The 17,493-nt window shown below is 64.5% G+C and carries 16 protein-coding genes; 9 read left to right on the forward strand and 7 right to left on the reverse strand.

Going from position 1 to position 17,493, the window contains the following annotated elements; genetic code table 11:
• From leuS to WCZ84_RS02180, 4 genes are all read right to left on the reverse strand, one after another.
• Window positions 1-2,655 (reverse strand): leucine--tRNA ligase, encoded by a 2,655-nt coding sequence (gene leuS, locus WCZ84_RS02165; protein WP_372684615.1) that lies wholly within the window; start codon window positions 2,653-2,655, stop codon window positions 1-3.
• Between the two features lie 141 nt (window positions 2,656-2,796).
• Entirely contained in the window at window positions 2,797-2,964 is a 168-nt protein-coding gene (rpmG, locus tag WCZ84_RS02170) for a 50S ribosomal protein L33 (RefSeq protein ID WP_003810296.1), read from the reverse strand.
• Between the two features lie 23 nt (window positions 2,965-2,987).
• A complete protein-coding gene (gene rpmB, locus WCZ84_RS02175) occupies window positions 2,988-3,224 on the reverse strand; it encodes a 50S ribosomal protein L28 (RefSeq protein ID WP_372684616.1) in 237 nt (78 codons plus the stop codon).
• Between the two features lie 66 nt (window positions 3,225-3,290).
• Window positions 3,291-4,517, reverse strand: coding sequence for a Bcr/CflA family multidrug efflux MFS transporter (locus tag WCZ84_RS02180; RefSeq protein WP_372684617.1), 1,227 nt, complete (start codon window positions 4,515-4,517; stop codon window positions 3,291-3,293).
• A gap of 179 nt (window positions 4,518-4,696) precedes the next feature.
• Here WCZ84_RS02180 and WCZ84_RS02185 point away from each other — a divergent pair, with 179 nt between their 5' ends.
• From WCZ84_RS02185 to WCZ84_RS02200, 4 genes are all read left to right on the forward strand, one after another.
• Window positions 4,697-5,896 carry a class I SAM-dependent methyltransferase gene (locus tag WCZ84_RS02185; RefSeq protein ID WP_372684637.1) on the forward strand — a complete coding sequence of 400 codons (1,200 nt, stop codon included), beginning with the start codon at window positions 4,697-4,699 and terminating at the stop codon, window positions 5,894-5,896.
• Between the two features lie 413 nt (window positions 5,897-6,309).
• Window positions 6,310-7,263 (forward strand): ABC transporter substrate-binding protein, encoded by a 954-nt coding sequence (locus tag WCZ84_RS02190; RefSeq protein ID WP_372684638.1) that lies wholly within the window; start codon window positions 6,310-6,312, stop codon window positions 7,261-7,263.
• Between the two features lie 9 nt (window positions 7,264-7,272).
• On the forward strand, window positions 7,273-8,127 hold the full coding sequence (locus WCZ84_RS02195) for an ABC transporter permease (RefSeq protein WP_372684618.1): 855 nt from the start codon (window positions 7,273-7,275) through the stop codon (window positions 8,125-8,127).
• A 1-nt stretch (window position 8,128) separates the two neighbouring features.
• Window positions 8,129-9,403: a glycine betaine/L-proline ABC transporter ATP-binding protein gene (locus tag WCZ84_RS02200; protein WP_372684619.1), complete on the forward strand. Its 1,275-nt coding sequence runs from the start codon at window positions 8,129-8,131 to the stop codon at window positions 9,401-9,403.
• Window positions 9,404-9,469: 66 nt separating this feature from the next.
• On the opposite strand, the gene WCZ84_RS02205 is transcribed toward WCZ84_RS02200, so the two are convergent.
• The 3 genes from WCZ84_RS02205 to radC form a co-directional block, all read right to left on the reverse strand.
• Window positions 9,470-11,221, reverse strand: coding sequence for a glycosyltransferase (locus tag WCZ84_RS02205; protein WP_372684620.1), 1,752 nt, complete (start codon window positions 11,219-11,221; stop codon window positions 9,470-9,472).
• Between the two features lie 146 nt (window positions 11,222-11,367).
• Window positions 11,368-11,628 (reverse strand): type B 50S ribosomal protein L31, encoded by a 261-nt coding sequence (locus WCZ84_RS02210; protein ID WP_372684621.1) that lies wholly within the window; start codon window positions 11,626-11,628, stop codon window positions 11,368-11,370.
• 38 nt (window positions 11,629-11,666) lie between these two features.
• Entirely contained in the window at window positions 11,667-12,344 is a 678-nt protein-coding gene (gene radC, locus WCZ84_RS02215) for a DNA repair protein RadC (protein ID WP_372684622.1), read from the reverse strand.
• 47 nt (window positions 12,345-12,391) lie between these two features.
• Here radC and WCZ84_RS02220 point away from each other — a divergent pair, with 47 nt between their 5' ends.
• The 5 genes from WCZ84_RS02220 to WCZ84_RS02240 all read left to right on the forward strand — a co-directional run bounded on the left by WCZ84_RS02220 (window position 12,392) and on the right by WCZ84_RS02240 (window position 17,464).
• The gene (locus WCZ84_RS02220) at window positions 12,392-12,865 is read left to right on the forward strand and encodes a peptidylprolyl isomerase (protein WP_372684639.1); all 474 of its coding nucleotides are present in this window, start codon (window positions 12,392-12,394) and stop codon (window positions 12,863-12,865) included.
• Entirely contained in the window at window positions 12,862-13,845 is a 984-nt protein-coding gene (ispH, locus tag WCZ84_RS02225; RefSeq protein WP_372684623.1) for a 4-hydroxy-3-methylbut-2-enyl diphosphate reductase, read from the forward strand. Before WCZ84_RS02220 ends, ispH begins: the two co-directional genes overlap by 4 nt.
• Window positions 13,842-15,239: a YdgA family protein gene (locus tag WCZ84_RS02230; protein WP_372684624.1), complete on the forward strand. Its 1,398-nt coding sequence runs from the start codon at window positions 13,842-13,844 to the stop codon at window positions 15,237-15,239. Before ispH ends, WCZ84_RS02230 begins: the two co-directional genes overlap by 4 nt.
• Window positions 15,240-15,266: 27 nt before the next feature.
• Window positions 15,267-15,677, forward strand: a complete 411-nt coding sequence (locus WCZ84_RS02235) for an HIT family protein (protein WP_372684625.1) — start codon at window positions 15,267-15,269, stop codon at window positions 15,675-15,677.
• Window positions 15,678-16,102: 425 nt separating this feature from the next.
• Window positions 16,103-17,464 (forward strand): substrate-binding protein, encoded by a 1,362-nt coding sequence (locus WCZ84_RS02240; protein WP_372684626.1) that lies wholly within the window; start codon window positions 16,103-16,105, stop codon window positions 17,462-17,464.
• Window positions 17,465-17,493: the final 29 nt, after the last annotated feature.

A 17,493-nucleotide genomic window follows, 5' to 3' on the forward strand; every position in this document is an offset into this window, starting at 1 on the left:
TCAGCCCACTACGTTGACCAGCCGGCCGGGCACCACCACCACCCGCCTGACTGGCCGTCCTTCAAGGAAACGGCCCACAGCCTCGTGGGCCCGCGCACTGGCCTCGATGGCTGAAGGATCGGCTTGCTGCGGCACGCTGAGCTGGCCGCGTACCTTGCCGTTGATCTGCAGGACCAGCTCGATGGTCTCTGCCAGCAAGGCATTTTCATCCACGGTGGGCCACGGCGCATCGAGCAGGTCGCCCAGCCGATCCGCGAACCCCAGTTCGCGCCACAATTGCCAGGTGACGTGCGGCACCACGGGGTAGAGCACGCGCAGCAGAATGGACAGCGCGTCCGCTACGGCCAGGGCATCGGCCTGCTCGTGGGTGGCCGTGTCGAGCGCATTGAGCATCTTCATGGCCGTGGACACCACGGTGTTGTACTGGATGCGTTGGTAGTCGTAGTCGGCCTGGCGCAGCAGGCCGTGAACCTGCCGGCGCAACCGGGCCCCAGCCGGGTTGCACTGCTCGAAACCGCCTTCGGCGGGGCGCTGGCCCCGTACCGCGGACTGGTGCGCATGGCCAAAGGCCCAAAGCCGGCGCAGGAAGCGGTGGGCGCCATCGACACCGGAGTCGGACCACTCGAGCGTCTGCTCGGGCGGGCTGGCGAACATCACGAACAGGCGCGCCGTATCGGCACCGAAGGTATCGATGAGCATCTGTGGATCCACGCCGTTGTTCTTCGACTTGGACATGGTGCCGATGCCTTCGTACTCGATCGGCGAGCCGTCGGTCTTCAGGCGGGCGCCCACGATGGCGCCCTTGTCATTGGTGACCGGCTCGACTTGTTCCGGCCAGAAGTATTCGATGCCGCCGCGCGCATTGCGCCGTGAATAGACATGATTGAGCACCATGCCCTGGCATAGCAGACGGGTGAAGGGTTCGGAGAACTTCACCAGACCCAGGTCGCGCATCACGCGCGTCCAGAAGCGCGCATACAGCAAGTGCATGACGGCGTGCTCGATGCCGCCGATGTATTGGTCCATCGGCATCCAGTAGTCATTGCGGGCATCGACCATGGCGTGATCGTTGCCGGGCGAAGCGTAGCGCATGAAATACCAGGATGAATCCACGAACGTGTCCATGGTATCGGTTTCACGCCGCGCAGGTTGGCCGCAGGAGGGGCAGGCACAGGCCAGGAACGCCTCGTCTTTGGCCAGCGGGTTGCCTGTGCCATCGGGCACCAGGTGCTCTGGCAGTACGACCGGGAGGTCTTTTTCGGGCACGGGAACAGGACCGCAGTCGGGGCAGTGGATGATGGGAATGGGGGTGCCCCAGTAGCGTTGGCGTGAAATGCCCCAATCGCGCAGGCGCCATGTCGTGCGGGCCTCGCCCAGCCCGAGCGCCTGGAGGTCGGTGGCCACGGCCTGGATGGCCTGTGCGGTGCTCAGGCCGTCGTATTTGCCTGACTGGATGGCGTGGCCGATGTCTTTGTCGGCATACCAGTCGTGCCAGGTATCGGCCGCGTATTCTTGCCCGGGGGCTTCGATGACCTGGCGAATGGGCAGCCCGTATTTGCGGGCGAAGGCGAAGTCACGTTCGTCGTGTGCCGGGACCCCCATGACCGCCCCGTCGCCATAGCTCATGAGGACGTAATTGCCGACCCACAGGGGCACGGGCGCCTGCGTCAGCGGATGAATCACGTTCAGGCCCGTGGGCATGCCTTCTTTTTCGCGCGTGGCGAGCTCGGCCTCGGTGGTGCCCCCCTGGCGGCAGGCTTCGATGAACTTGGCCAGTTCGGGCGAGTGGCGTGCGGCCTCGATGGCCAGGGGATGTTCGGGTGCCACCGCACAGAATGTTACGCCCATGATGGTATCGGCCCGTGTCGTGAACACGTACATCCGCCCGTCCTGGATCAGGGCGCCATCGGCATCGTGGATGTCGTGGCGAAAGGCGAAACGCACCCCATCGCTGCGCCCCAGCCAGTTTTCCTGCATCAGGCGCACGCGTTCGGGCCAGCCGCTCATGCGTTCGTCTTCGAGCGCGTCGAGCAGTTCTTGCGCGTAGTCGGTGATGCGCAGGTAGTAGCCTGGGATTTCACGCTTCTCGACCAGCGCGCCCGAGCGCCAGCCGCGGCCGTCGATGACTTGCTCGTTGGCCAGCACGGTCTGGTCGACCGGGTCCCAGTTCACCGTCTGGGTCTTGCGGTAGGCAATGCCTTTCTCGAGCATTTTCAGGAACAGCCATTGATTCCATTTGTAGTACGCCGGGTCGCAGGCGCACATCTCGCGCGACCAGTCGATGGCCAGGCCCATGGCCTGCATCTGGCCCTTCATGGTGGCGATGTTCGAGTACGTCCATCGGGCGGGCGGCACGCCGGATTTCATGGCGGCGTTCTCGGCTGGCATGCCAAAGGCGTCCCAGCCCATGGGCATGAGTACGTTGTAGCCGCGCATGCGCAACTGGCGGGCCATCATGTCGTTGATGGTGTAGTTGCGCACGTGCCCCATGTGCAGTTTGCCGCTGGGATAGGGCAACATCGAACAGGCATAGAACTTGGGCTTGGGAGAGCCATCGGGCGCTGTGGCGTATTCGGTGACACGGTAGACGTCGCCCGCGCGCCAGTGTGCCTGGGCATCGGATTCGACCTGGGTCGGAAGATAGCGTTCCTGCATGTTCGTTGGCTGGTAGAAAGAAGACAGATAGGAGACAAGCCCTCAATTATAGGAGGCCGTGGTGCAAAAAAGAGCCCGGCTCGATTTCCGTCGGAGGAAATCGAGCCGGGCCCCGGAATGCGACGCCGCGCGATACGGCAATTACTTGAGCTTGGTTTCCTTGTAATCGACGTGTTTGCGCGCGACGGGATCGAATTTCTTGATCAGCATTTTTTCGGGCATGTTGCGCTTGTTCTTGGTGGTCGTGTAGAAATGCCCGGTGCCAGCCGTGGATTCGAGCTTGATCTTCTCGCGAATACCTTTTGCCATGATGTACTCCTGGAGGGGGCCCTTTAGGCCAGTTCGCCGCGGGCGCGCAAGTCGGCCAGCACGGCATCGATGCCGACCTTGTCGATAGTGCGCAGCGCCTTGGTGGACACGCGCAGGCGCACCCAGCGGTTTTCGGATTCGACCCAGAACCGGCGTGATTGCAGGTTGGGCAGGAAACGCCGTTTGGTCTTGTTGTTGGCATGAGAAACGTTATTGCCCACCATCGGGCCCTTGCCGGTCACTTGGCATACGCGTGCCATGGCCTCACCTTTCTTTAGTGTCTATACGGGAAAGCCTTGCATTCTACTTTGAAATAAGGCGCTAGATCAAGTCTCGGGGGCGTCGTCGTCAGGGTTACCGCTGCGCAGGCGCATGGCAAAGCGCCCCGACAGCCAGGACAGCGTGGCGCATACGGTCAGTGCGGTGGCCAGAGGCAACGGGGTCTGGGCGTGCCAGATGCTGACGCCATAGCCGGCCAGGGCGCCGCTGAACATTTGCAGCGAGCCCATGAGCGCCGAGGCCGTGCCCAGCCGCGGGCCCTGCTCGGCGAGGCCCAGCGCGGTGGCATTGGGCACCACGAAGCCCTGGCTGGCCATGAATCCCATCAGGCACAGCATCAGCCAGACCAGGTTGATCAGGTCGAGCAGGGTGAGGCCCAGCGCGCAGGTGGTCATCAGCACCAGGAAGAACTGTGCCCGCCGGAGCAGCTGCCGGGGGGTGCGGCGCTCGAGCAGGCGCGCGCTGATTTGCGAGGCCAGGATGAGCGAGGTGGCGTTCAGCCCGAACAGCAGGCCGAACCAGCGTGGATCGACGCCGTAGATTGCGATGAAGACGTGTGGCGATGCCGCGATGTACGCGAACATGCCCGCCGAGCCCAGGCCGCCGGCCAGGCTGTAGCCCATGAAGCCCCGATGGCGCAGCAGGTGTGTGAAGTTGCGTGCGATGGCGCCCACGGCCAGTGGGCTGCGGGCCGCGGGCGGCAGCGATTCGCGCATGAAAGGGATGACGATGGCCAGCAGGGCCAGCCCCATGAGCACCATGATGTAGAAGACGGCGCGCCACGAACCCAGCGTGACCGCCTGGCCGCCCATCAGCGGGGCCAGGATCGGCATGACGCCCATCACCAGCATCAGCAGCGAGAGCGCCTGGGCCGCCGCGCGCGTATCCAGGTGGTCGCGGATGACCGCCCGTGGGATCACCATGCCCGCGGCGCCGCCGAACGCCTGCACGACCCGCCAGAAGAGCAGCGCCTCGATGTCGTGGCTGAGCGCGCAGGCCAGCGAGGCCAGCGTGAACAGGATCAAGCCGCCGATCAGCGGTCGCTTGCGCCCGAAGCGGTCCGCCAGCGGGCCGTAGACCAGCTGGGCCAGTGCAAGGCCCAGCAGATAGCTGGCCAGGGTGCGTTCGACCAGACCCTGCGGAACCCGCAAGTCTTGCGCGATGGCGCCGAAGGCGGGCAGGTACATGTCGATGGCCAGGGGCCCCAGGGCTGCCAGGGCCCCCATGAGGATCAGCCAGGGTGGCACGGCAAATGCGGAAGATCGGCGGCTCATGAGCGCGTCAGACGAGGCAGAAGGCGCTACTATAACAAGATGTTTTCTGGCGCCAGGCCGCCGGTGCACTCAGGGCCCGGACACGGCCGTTCGTCCAACTACCACAAGAGGAGGTTCTTTTGGCAGCGCTCACGTCCCTGATCGAAAATAAACTGGCATCCCTGCCAGTCAGCGTATCCATGCAGATGCCCGATGGCAAGAAACTGGGGCCGGCCGATGCGGCGATCCGCCTGCAGGTCCATGATTCTGCCGTGCTCGCGCACGTCGCAGCGGGCGAGGTGGGTGTGCTGGGTGAAGACTACGTCGAAGGGCGGTTCGATTTCGAAGGCTCGATGCGCGACATGATGCAGCTGGCGGCCGGTATTTTGCCGGGTTCGCCCATCGATGCCGCCGAGAAAGGCTGGTTCACGAACCTGGTGCGCCGGCTCGTCTCGGTGTGGCGGCACTCCATCGACCGCGATGCCCGCCAGATCGAGTTCCACTATGACCTGTCCGATGACTTCTACGGCTTGTGGCTGGATCCGCGCCGGGTGTATTCATGCGCCTATTATCGCGAGCCCGACTACACCCTGGCGCAGGCCCAAGAGGCCAAGCTCGACCATATCTGCCGCAAGCTGGCCCTGAAGCCGGGCGAGCGCTTTCTCGACGTCGGCGGTGGCTGGGGCGGCCTCATGTTGTGGGCGGCCGAGCACTACGACGTCGACGTCACCGGCATTACGCTCTCGCGCAACCAGCACGCCTACGTCAACGGGCTGATCGAGCAAAAAGGGCTGGGTGGGCGGGTGCGCTTCGAACTGCTCGACTACCGCAAGCTGGACGAGTCCCGTCCGTACGACAAGATCGCGTCCGTGGGCATGTTCGAGCACGTGGGCCGGGCCCAGCTCACCGCCTATTTTGGCAAGCTGCTGCGTCTGGTTCGCCCCGGCGGGCTGATCATGAATCACGGCATCACGGCCGGCGGGCTGAGCAACAGCGAACTGGGCGCCGGCATGGGCGACTTCATCGAAAAATACATCTTTCCGGGCGGCGAGCTCTCGCACATCCATTTCGTGATGCAGACGCTGGCCGAGGCCGGCCTCGAGGCCGTGGACGTCGAAAATCTGCGGCCCCACTACGCGCGCACGCTGTGGGCCTGGAGCGATGCCCTCGAAGCGCGCCTGCCCGAGGCCCGGGCGACCCTCAGCTCGCCCCAGGGCGAGCGTTCCCTGCGTGCGTACCGCATGTATCTGGCCGGTTGTGCCATGGGTTTCGAGCATGGCTGGATTGCACTGCATCAGGTCCTTGCCCAGCCGCAGGCCGGGGGGCGCCCCGACGAGCTCGACTACCCCGAGGGCCAGGCCTACCCCTGGCGCCGGGGCTATATTTATCAGCGCGATTGAGCCGTTTCGTCAGGCTGTCCAGAAGGGTCCTCCGGGGCCCTTTTCGTATCGCGCGAATGTCGCCGGAAATAGGGGTTTTTCGCCATCCGGTTTCATTTTCTGGCATCTTGCGTGTAAAATGGCCGCTTTGCTGTAGAAAAGCGTTGCCTTGGCCGTGGCCGTAATTTCACGTGTCATGCCTGTTCCCGATGTGCCTTGCGGCACTGGCAATGCTGGTATGTATTGGCGGCTCCTGCAGCCGTTTTCCGCACACCCTCCCCCAAGCTATGGCGCCGGCCCCGGTTGATCCGGGTCGACGTCTCCGTAACCCAAAGGAGGCTTCAATGTCCAAATCCCATTCTCCCCTCTCATCCAGCCGGCTGTCGCGCTCGGTTCTGGGCGCGGCCTTTGCGGCCACGTTGGCTGGCCTGTCCATGGCGCCCGTTGCGGCACAGGCGGCTGATGCCGTGCAGTGCGAGCTCGACCGACCCATGCGTTTTGGCGGCATGAACTGGGAATCCAACCTGGTGCTCGTCGAGGTCGAGCGCTTCATCGTCGAGCACGGCTACGGCTGCGATACCGAAGTCCTGCCCACCGAGACCTTGCCGGCGCTGGCCGCCCTCGAGCGGGGCGATCTCGACATCAATACCGAATTCTGGCTCAACAGCGTGCTCGAACCCTGGACCAAGGCGCAGGCCACCGGCAAGGTCAAGCGCATCGGCGACATCTACATGGGGGGCGAGGCCTGGTTCATCCCGAAGTACACGGCAGAACGCCTGCCCGATCTCAAAAAAGCCGCCGATCTACCCAAATACTGGGAAGAATTCAAGGATCCCGAGATGCCCACCAAGGGTCGCTTCTATGGCTGCCCGGCCGGCTGGGGCTGCGAGATCGTCAACACCAATCTGTTCAAGTCGCTGGGCCTGGGCGATACCTTCACCCTGTTTTCGCCCGGTACGGGTGCCACCCAGAAGGCGGCGCTCACGGCGGCCTACAACCGGGGCGAAAACGTAGTGTTCTATTACTGGTTCCCGACGCCTGTCGTGGGTTCCATGGATCTGGTGAAGCTCGAACTGCCGCCCTACGACGCCGAGAAGCAGAAATGCCTCACAGATCCGGACTGCGCGGATCCACAACCCACCGATTATCCGCAAAATCCGGTGTTTACCGCGGTCAGCACGCCATTCTACGAAACAGCGCCCAAGCTGGTCGACTTCCTCTCCAAGGTCTCGGTGCCGCTGGACGACATGGGTGAGGCGATGGCCTACATGGACGAACACGAGGCCGAACCCGACGAGGTCGCCGACTGGTTCCTGAAGAACAAGCAGGCCGTCTGGACCGAGTGGCTGCCAGCCGACGTTGCCGAGCGGGTCAAGGCGGCTCTGTAAGGGTCCGCCATGTTTCCCGAACTGATCTCGGCCCGAGATCTGCAGCGGCCCATTGACGCGTTCGTCAATGGGCTGGTCATGGAGTACTCGGACGTGCTCCGGGCCCTGACGCAACCGCTGCTCGATCTGCTCATCTGGGCCGACAATCTGCTGCGCCAGTCTCCTTGGTGGGCCATCATTCTCGTCGTCATGGGGGTGGCCTGGGTGGCCAGCCGGCAATGGCGTTTCAGCCTGGCGATGGGCGCGCTGCTCGCGGCCCTGGGGGCCATCGGCCTCTGGGAGGCCTCCATGCAGACCCTGTCGCTCATGCTGGTCGCGGTCGCGTTTTCAGTGTTGCTGGGCATTCCCATAGGGATCGCGATGGCCAGCTTCCGCTGGGTGCGTTCGGCCATGCTGCCGGTGCTCGACGTCATGCAGACCATGCCGAGCTTCGTCTATCTGATCCCGGTGGTGATGCTCTTCAATCTGGGCAAGCTGGCGGCGCTGTTCGCAACCGTCATCTACGCGGTGCCGCCCGTCATCCGGCTCACGGACCTGGGCATCCGGCTGGTCGATCCCGAGGTCCTCGAGGCTTCGCGTGCCTTTGGCGCCAGCCGCACGCGCCAGCTCTTCGGGGTGCAGCTGCCCCTGGCGCTGCCGAACATCATGGCGGGCATCAACCAGACCACGATGATGGCGCTGGCCATGGTGGTGATCGCCTCCATGATCGGGGTGCGCGGGCTGGGCTACGAGGTCCTGCAGGGCATCAACCGCCTGCAGGTCGGGCGGGGCCTGCTGGCCGGGCTGGGGATCGTCGTGCTGGCGATCATCTTCGACCGGATCACCCAGAAATTCGGCCAGCGCCAACAGATGCGCGGAGCCTGACATGGACAAGATCGAAGTCCGCCATATTTATAAGATCTTCGGCCCGCATCCGCAGCGCTGGCTGCCGGCCGTGCGCGACGGCATGTCCAAGGAAGAGCTGCTCGAGCGCAGCGGGCACACGCTGGGCCTGCGCGACATCTCGCTGTCCATTGCGGCGGGCGGGATCCATGTCATCATGGGGTTGTCGGGCTCGGGCAAGTCTACCCTGATCCGGCATTTCAACCGCCTGATCGACCCCAGCGCCGGCCAGATCCTGGTCGACGGGGTCGATGTCATGGGCTTGAAGCGCCGCGAGCTCGAGGCCTTTCGCCAGCAGAAAATGAGCATGGTGTTCCAGCGCTTTGGCCTGCTGCCGCATCGCACCGTGCTCGATAACGCGGCTTATGGGCTTGCGGTGCAGGGCATGCGGCGTGCCGAGCGCAACGAACGGGCCTTGCACTGGCTTGAACAGGTCGGCCTGTCCGGCTTCGAAGGCCAGTACCCCCATCAGCTGTCGGGCGGCATGCAACAGCGTGTCGGTCTGGCCCGCGCCCTGGCCACGGATGCTGAAATCCTGCTGATGGACGAGGCCTTTTCGGCGCTCGACCCGCTGATACGCCACGAAATGCAAGACCAGCTTTTGGCGCTGCAGGCGCGGCTGAACAAGACCATTGTCTTCATCACCCACGATCTGGACGAGGCCCTGCGGCTGGGCAACCGGATCGCCATTCTGAAGGATGGCGAGCTCATCCAGGACGGCACGCCCGAAGACATCCTGCTGTCGCCCGCCAACGACTACATCGAATCGTTCCTGCAGGACGTCAATCGGGGCAAGGTACTGAATGCGTCGCATGCCGTAAACGAGCGCCCGCTGACCCTGACCATGCGCACCTATCCGGCGCACGCGCTGGAACGTCTGGCGGCGCGCGGCTACGACTACGCCGCGGTGCTCGATGGCAAGCGCCTGGCGGGCGTGCTGATGCGCGGCGACGCCGAGCGCGCGGTCAACGACGGGGGGCGCGATATTTCACGCTACCTGACCGATATGGCGTCGGTACCGGCGTCCGAGGGTCTGGATCAGGTGTTGGCGCGTCTACTGTGCACGCCTGCGCCGCTGGCTGTCACGGATGACCAGGGCGAGTTTGTCGGGGTCCTGTCGCGCAGCAAGGTGGTCGAGCTGGTGACCACCCGATCCAATGGTGATCACAGCGACGCGATGGACGATGCGCCCGCCGAAGCGGCCGTTTCGGGTAGCGAGCAGAGCCGCACCGACAACCGCAGCGGCCAGGCCGCCTGATCTCTGGCTGATCTCTGGCGGCCCCGTCTCCGGCGCGCTGCCCTGGGCAAGGGGTGCCGGGCGGCGTCAGTCGTGCAGGCGCAACAGGCGGAACATCTCGTGGCGGTCAGGGCCGCGCCGGCCCTGCCAGAGCGCGGGTAGATCCGCCCACAGCACCGTGCCGCGGCGCAGGTCGTCGGGATCCAGCTGCTGGAGCAACAGCGCGCAGCGCCCATCAAAACTGAATTCCAGCCGATCGAACACATAGAAAGAGGCACGCTGGCCGCCGCCGAGCTCCTGGGAACGCACGCATTCACCTTCTCGCCGGTGCTGCTGCAGGGCATCGGCCAACGAGGCCGAGACGTCGCGATAGCTGCGTGCGTAGTCCAGGGCCGGCATCCACAGGGTGGCGAGCAGCAGCCAGGTGGCAATCAGCCCACCGGCAGACAGGGCCGTGCCGCGCCACAGACCTGCAGGGCGGCTGCGTAAGCGCCAACGCACCAGCGCCAGCCAGGCGAGCGTGCCCAGCAGCGCTAAGATTGTGGCGGGCCAGGCCACGTGGACATGCAGGCCGCGGGTCTGGCGCGCGATGTTGGCGGCGATCTGCATGGGCCAGCCGGTTTGCAGGGCGATCCAGCCCAGCCACACCGTGGCGGCGGTCAGCGTGAAGCACATGATGGCAAACCAGTCGAGCGTGTTGACCACCCCGCGGCGCAATGTGGGCAGGGCCAGCACCGCAAGGATCGCCGAGGGGACGGCCAGCGTGGCGTATTCTGGCTCAAATGGCTGATGCGTGAAGATCAGCACGCCCAGGCCCCCGGCAAGAAAGCCAGCGGGAATGCGCACGTGCGCGGCGCCCAGCCATTTGCGCCAGCGCCACAGGGCGAGCAGGGCCAGCGGCCAGGTGGGCCACAGGAACCAGGGCAGATCGCGCAGCAGGCTGATGAGCGCCGAAGCCTGCGGCCAGCCGAATGCTTGCGTATTCCATTGCAGCCAGCTCTGGAACCAGAGCGGGCTGGCATGTTGGGCCGGTATCCACCAGGCGGCAACCAGGATCGCCGCCAGCAGGCCGGCCGGCAGCAGCCAGCGCCGGCGTGGCCACAGTTCGCTGCCCGGTACGAAAATCAAGCCCAGGGCAGCCAGCATGGGGGCGAGCCCGGGTCCGCCACGGGCCAGGAACCCGGCGGCCAGCGCGACGCCCAGCGACAAGGCACCCGACAGGGGATGATCGAGCATGCGTGCCACGGCGTACAGGGCCAGGGCCTGGATGGCGATCAGGGCAGGCACTTCGGATGTCTCGTGCATGCGCCAGATGATGCCCACGGTGGCGACGATGAGCAGCAAGGCGGCATCGGCCAGCATGCGGCCATAGTCGTGCGGATGGGGCTCGCCGCCAAAGGGCAGGGCCAGGGGCAGGGCTTCGGGGCGTCGGCCCAGCAGGTACGTGCCGTACCACACGGTGCCCGAGAGCATGCCGAACCACAGCAGGTTGGGCAGACGCGAGGCCATGATCTGCGCATCGAGCGGTGACGAGGTGAACCAGCTGAATAGAGGCTCGAAAGCTTGAATGCTGAGGGCGCCCACCCAAGTCGCCAGCGGGCCGCTGCGCGCCGCGGCCAGATCACCGACGTGTGGCAGCATCCAGGCGTGCGCCTGGCCCGAGAGAGCGGTCAGCATGGTGGCCAGGCCAGTGACGTCGTCTGTTTTCCAGGGATCGCGATAAAACAGGCCCGCCAGGATGTAGACCAGGCCGACGACCACCAGGAACAGGCGCGGCAGCTTGACGGCGGCAGTAGCCGTCAGGCGCGCAGGTGTGGAGCGGGGGGGTTTGGCAAGCACCGTAAGGCCCGGGATGTCTCGACTCTAGCGCCATCATATACAAGATTGCCTGCATGCAGCCCGCGCCGTGGCGCGGCCGGGGCGCTGAAAAGAGCAAACCCCGCCGGATGCGGCGGGGCTTGCACGGGCGATGCGGGCAGCGTGGCCTATTTCTTGAGAGTGCCGGCCGTACGGGCGAAGCGCGCGCGGAATTTTTCGACCCGCCCGGTTTCGACGATGCGGGTCTGGGCCCCCGTGTAGAAAGGGTGCGACTCTGAGGTGACGTCACACTTGAACAAAGGATACGTCTTGCCGTCGATTTCGGTGGTTTCACGCGAATTCAGCGCCGAACGCGAAATGAACTGGTTGCCGGTCTGCAGGTCAAGAAACACGACCTCGCGGTATTCGGGGTGGATGCCTTCTTTCATGGGGAAATCCGTAAATGGCGGTAAACCAATTATTTTACTTATACTTGGCCCCGTTCCGCAAGCGACACCACCTCGTGGGCGCCGACGACCAGGTGATCCAGCAGCCGCACGTCGACCAGGGCGAGCGCCTGCTTGAGTTGCCGGGTCAGGGCGATGTCGGCCGGGCTGGGCTCGGCCACGCCCGACGGATGGTTGTGCGCCAGGATCAATGCGGCGGCGTGGTGTTGAAGCGCGGCCTTGACCACTTCGCGCGGGTAGATAGAGGCATGCGACAGGGTGCCGCGGGCGAGTTCCGCGCATTCGATGAGCTGCAGGCGCGTGTCCAGGAACAGGGCGATGCAGTGTTCGACGCGTAAATGGGCCAGCCGTAGGGTGCAGAATTGCTTGACGCGTTCGGGTTGGCTGAGCGCCCGGCCGGTGCGCAAAGGCTCTTCGATGGCGCGGCGGCTGAGCTCTTGCACGGCGACGAGTTCGCACGTTTTGGCGTTGCCCAGGCCCGGATAGGCGAGCAGTGCGTCGGGTTCGGCCGACAGCAGGCGCCGCAACCCGCCAAAATGGCTGACCAGATCGCGGCCCATTTCGATGGCGTTGCGCCCGCGCGTGCCCGTACGCAGCAGGATCGCCAGCAGCTCGGGTGTGGTCAGAACCTGCGCGCCGTGCCGCAGCAGGCGTTCGCGGGGACGTTCACAAGAGGGGGATTCGGGAGTATATGGCATGATAGGCCCTAAAATCATGATATGTTTCACAAGTACGCCACGGTGCTATTTTGACTGCTTCCAACCCTTTGCAGCCTGTTCAAGCTGACTCTTATGTCACGCTGCACTACCGATTCGAACTGTTGACCGGGCCGGCAGCCGGCACGGTGTTCGTCGACACGTTCCTCGATCGGCCCGCGACCCTGCAGATGGGGGTGGGGCAGTGGGCGCCGGGGCTCGAGGCCCTGTTGCTGGGGCGGGCAGAAGGCGAGCAGTTCATGATCGACGTACCCGCGGTGCAGGCCTACGGTGAGCGCAACCCCGAACTCCTGCAGTGGCTGTCGCGCGACGAAATGGTCCGCAATGCGCCGCCCGATACAGAATTCGAGGCAGGCGACATGGTGGAGTTCGTCGCGCCGGGCGGGGGCCGTTATTCGGGGGTGCTCAAGACCCTGGACGGCGATTCGGCCCTGTTCGACTTCAATCATCCTTTGGCCGGCATCGATTTGCAGGTCGAAATCAAGATCCTGGGGGTATTATGAATTCAAGCCATCCTGCGGCCGATACCGCGACGCTGCAGGGCGAAGCCGAAATCCTGCTGGCGCAGCCGCGTGGTTTCTGCGCCGGGGTCGACCGGGCCATCGAGATCGTCGAGCGCGCCCTCGAAATCCACGGTGCGCCCATCTACGTGCGCCACGAAATCGTGCACAATCGTTATGTGGTCGACGACCTGCGCTCGCGGGGCGCCGTCTTCATCGACGAGCTCGAGGACGCACCGGCCGGCGCCATCGTCATCTTTTCGGCTCATGGGGTCTCCCGGGCCGTGCGCGCCGAGGCTGAGCAGCGCCAACAGCGCATCTTCGACGCCACCTGTCCGCTGGTGACCAAGGTGCACGTCGAGGTGGCGCGCATGCGCAAGGAAGGCCGCGAGGTGATCATGATCGGCCACAAGGGGCACCCCGAGGTCGAGGGGACGCTGGGGCAAGCCGATACGGGTATGTACTTGGTCGAGACGGTCCAGGACGTGCTGGCGCTGCGCGTCCAGAGGCCGGATTTCGTCGGTTTCGTCACGCAGACCACCTTGTCGCTCGATGATGCGGCCGAGATCGCGCAGGCGCTGCGCGACCGCTTCCCGGGGATTGCGGAGCCCAAGAAAAGCGACATCTGCTATGCCACCCAGAATCGCCAGGATGCCGTGCGCATCATGGCGCCGCAATGCGATCTGGTCCTGGTGGTGGGCAGCCCGAACAGTTCCAATTCCAATCGCCTGCGCGAGGTGGCCGAGCGCAAGGGCGTAACCGCCTACCTGCTCGACGACCCCGACATGATCGATCCCGAATGGCTGCGCCGTGCCCGGCGGGTTGGGGTTACGGCGGGGGCCTCGGCCCCCGAGGTCCTGGTGCAGCAGGTCATCGATCGGCTGCGCGAGCTGGGGGCTCGCTCGGTGCGGCCGCTCGAAGGCGTGCACGAGCAGATCTCGTTTCCGCTGCCACGCGAGCTCTCGCGCAAGCTCTCGCCATGATGCGCTCGGCACGCTGGATACTGCGCATCGCCGCCGTTTTTTTGCTGGCGTATGGCGGCGTTTCCTGGTGGGCCGGGCAGCAGGCCGAGGCCCTGTTGCGGGCCTGGGTAGACGAGGCCAACCAGCAGTGGCAGCTCGAATCCACCCCCTTGCGGGGCGCCCCGGCGCTGTCCATCGAGGCCTACGAGCGTGGGGTGTTCACTTCGGATCTGCGCTTGCGGTTCGAATACCCGGATGCCGGGACCACGCGGGTTTTTGCCTTGCAGGATCACCTGCAGCATGGGCCGTGGCCATGGCAGGCGCTGCAGCAAGGCCACTGGGCGCCCTTGGCCGCCTACAGCGTGCTCGAGCCCGTGCCCGGTGCCGCCTGGCAGGCGTGGTTCGATGCCATGCCCGCCGGGGTGCGCCCCTGGCACCTGCGGGCCCGTATCGGTTTTGGTGGTAGCCTGCACGCCATCTGGCACTTCGAACCGGCCAAACTGCCAGATGCCGGCTTCTCGTTCGATGGCGCCCAAGTGCAGGTCGAACGGGATGCCGGTCAGCGCGAGATCCGCCTGGCGGCCGACATCCCGCATCTGAGTCTGGACGATGCCGAGGCACAGGTGGCGCTCGAAGTGCGCGGGCTGAGCTACCAGAGCCGGCTGATCCTGGCGGATGCCGCGCACCAGCAGGCCCATCAGGTCCTGCAGATGGCGCACGTTCTGGTGGTGGCCGATGATCTGCCCGGGCTGTCATTCATGCAATCCGAGCTGTCCATGGACACGGCCCGTACGGGGCAGTTGGTGGACACCCGCCTGGACTGGGATCTGGGCCGCATGCAGCTGCGCCAGCACGATCTCGGCCGTATCCGCGTACGCGGCTCGGTCGAACACCTCGACGTGCGGGCCTGGGATGCCCTGACGGCTGCCCTGGCCGAATTGCCCGAAGGGGATCCACAAGACTGGTCGGATGCCGAGCGCCAGAAGATGCTGTCGCTGCTCAGGCCGGTGTTTGCCACCAGTCCGGTGCTGGCGCTCGATTCCTGGCAATGGGATACGCCCGAAGGCGCATCCGAGGCGGCTGTGCGGGTCGGCTTGCAGCCATTGGACGAGGCGCCCGAGCCCGACCCGGCGTCCGGCGTGCGGCTGGTGTCGCTGCAGCTGGGGGTGTCCCGGCCCATGGTCCTGTACCTGGTGCGTCAGTTCCAGGATGATCAGCCGCAGTCGGCCGTGGCGCTCGCCGGCCTGTTGTTCGACCAGATGGCAGCGCGCCTGCAGCGCCAGGGGCTCGTGCGGCTGGCTGACGGGCTGGTCAAAGTCGACTACCATTTCGAACAGGGCCAATCCGTGCTCAATGGCCGGCCGCTCAGCCCGGCAGAGCTTCAGCAGCGGCTCGAACATTGGGCGGGTGGGTGATCCTCATGCTTTTGCGGAGATGCTTGCATGGAAACGACCGTATTCACGCGCATTCTGGCGGGCGATATCCCCGCCGCCATGGTTTATCGGGGCCGCCGCATTTTCGCCTTCATGGATGCCGGGCAGCTGAATCCCGGCCACGTACTGGTTGCGCCGTGCGAGGCCTATCCCACGCTGCTCGACATGGATGAAGACCTGGCCGCCGAGCTCATGCGTGTCACGCATCGCGTAGCGCGAGCGGTACAAAAGGCCTTTCAGCCGCAGGGGCTGACCTTGCTGCAGGCAAACGGGCCGGCAGGATGGCAAACCGTGCCGCATGCGCACATTCACGTCCTGCCCCGCCACGACGATGACGGCGTCGGCCTGGTGTGGCCGCGCAAGAACCCTGAAATGGCGGTACTCGAAGAATACGCCGCTCGGATACAGGTATCCGATTAAACCCCGGTCGCCTGGCGCATATCGAACAGCCCCGCGTGAGCGGGGTTTTTTGTTGCACTGCAGCGGCCGCACATCGGATGAATTGCCTGTTTCCTCTAAGGGAAAATCCTGATCAAAAGATTCGAAAAAATGACGACAGGTTTTCTTTCATTATTTAAATCAACGACATGGATATTCCGATGGGGCGATTGCGGCTGAGGCTGCGAGCCGCCTGAGGGTCATTTTTCCGGCAGATGAAAAATTGCGTAAGTTTTACGTAAGTTTGAAAAAACATCATGACTTCCACGCACGATTTCGGCCGTGCCATGGCGCACCCCCCTGAAAACCACGGGGTGGCCCGGAAGAAAACATTGCACGCGACGCGGCCGGCACGTGGTGCTGGGCACATACCGTGTCCCGCGTCATTCAAACCAGGAGACATATCCATGAAGGACAAAAAGACTGTGGGCCAGGCCCTGCAAACACAGGTCAGGCGTCGTTCCGTGCTCAAGGCCGGCGCGGCTGGGATCGCAGGCAGCGTGTTGCTGCCCGGCACCGCCCGGGTGGCCATGGCACAAGACAAGAAACCCCTGGGCGCATGGCCGGCCGGTTCGGATGGCGATACGGTGTTCGTGGGCTTGACGGTCGACCTGACCGGCCCTTATTCGGCCCAGGGCGCTGAACAGCAAAGGGGTTATGAACTGGCCGTGGATCACCTGAACAGCGGGGATCCCATCCTGCAGAAGATCTCACCCAATCTGAAAAAAGGGATCTTGGGCAAGAACGTCAAGCTGGGTGTGGCCGATGCCGAGACCAAGCCCAATACCGCCGTGCAGGCGGGTACCCGCTATATCCACGACAACAAGGCCATGATGATCTCCGGCAGTACCAGCAGCGCCGTGGCCATTGCCCTGGAAAAGGTCTGCAACCGCGAGCACACCCCCTACTTCACGGCGATTTCCGGTTCGAACGAGACCACGGGCGTGGATTGCCAGCGTTATGGCTTTCGTCCGTGCTACTTCGCCTACATGGCGTGCAAGGCGATCGCGCCGGTCGTTGCCAAGGAATTCGGCAAGGATTGCCGGGCGGCCTACCTGACGCCGGACTACACCTATGGCCATACGACCACCGAATCGATGATCGAATTCACCGAGAAGGAAGGCTGGAAGACGGTCACCAATCAGGTGCATCCGCTGGGTGCCAAAGATTACAGCTCGTATCTGATCAACATCGCCAATACCGATGCCAATGTACTGGTGTGCGTCGCGTACGGGGCCGATGCCGTGAACGCCATCAAGCAGGCCCAGCAGTTTGGCCTGCTCGACAAGATGAAGGTCGTCGTGCCGTATTCGCCCGCGTTCCTGGAAGTCGAATTGGGCTCCGAGCTCATCGAAGGGGTGATCGTGGGGCAGGGCTTCTGGTGGACGATGGAAGACCAGTACCCGATCGCCAAGGATTTCGTCGCGGCCTACGAAAAGAAATTCGGCGGCAAGGCGCGCGATTCGGCTATGTACGGCTACCTGGCCATCATGGCCTGGGCAGCGGCCATCGAGCGCGCCGGCAGCTTCTACCCGCCCGACGTGGTCAAGTCGCTCGAAGACGGCAGCGTACTGGAGATCCCGGTAGGCGCCTTCACCATCCGTCCAGAAGACCATCAGGGCGTGATCAATTTCCCCATCATGCGCGGCAAGAAGAAGTCCGAAATGAAAAATCCGGATGACTGGTACGACATCATCGAGATCGTCGATGGCAAGGAAGTCGTGCCGCCGCTGGGTCTGCTGGGCTGCAAGATGGGCGACTACGTCTGATCGGCGCGCCGGGGGCGGCCCGTTGCGGC

This window comes from Castellaniella sp., assembly GCF_041675725.1.
Taxonomy (GTDB): Bacteria; Pseudomonadota; Gammaproteobacteria; order Burkholderiales; family Burkholderiaceae_B; genus Castellaniella.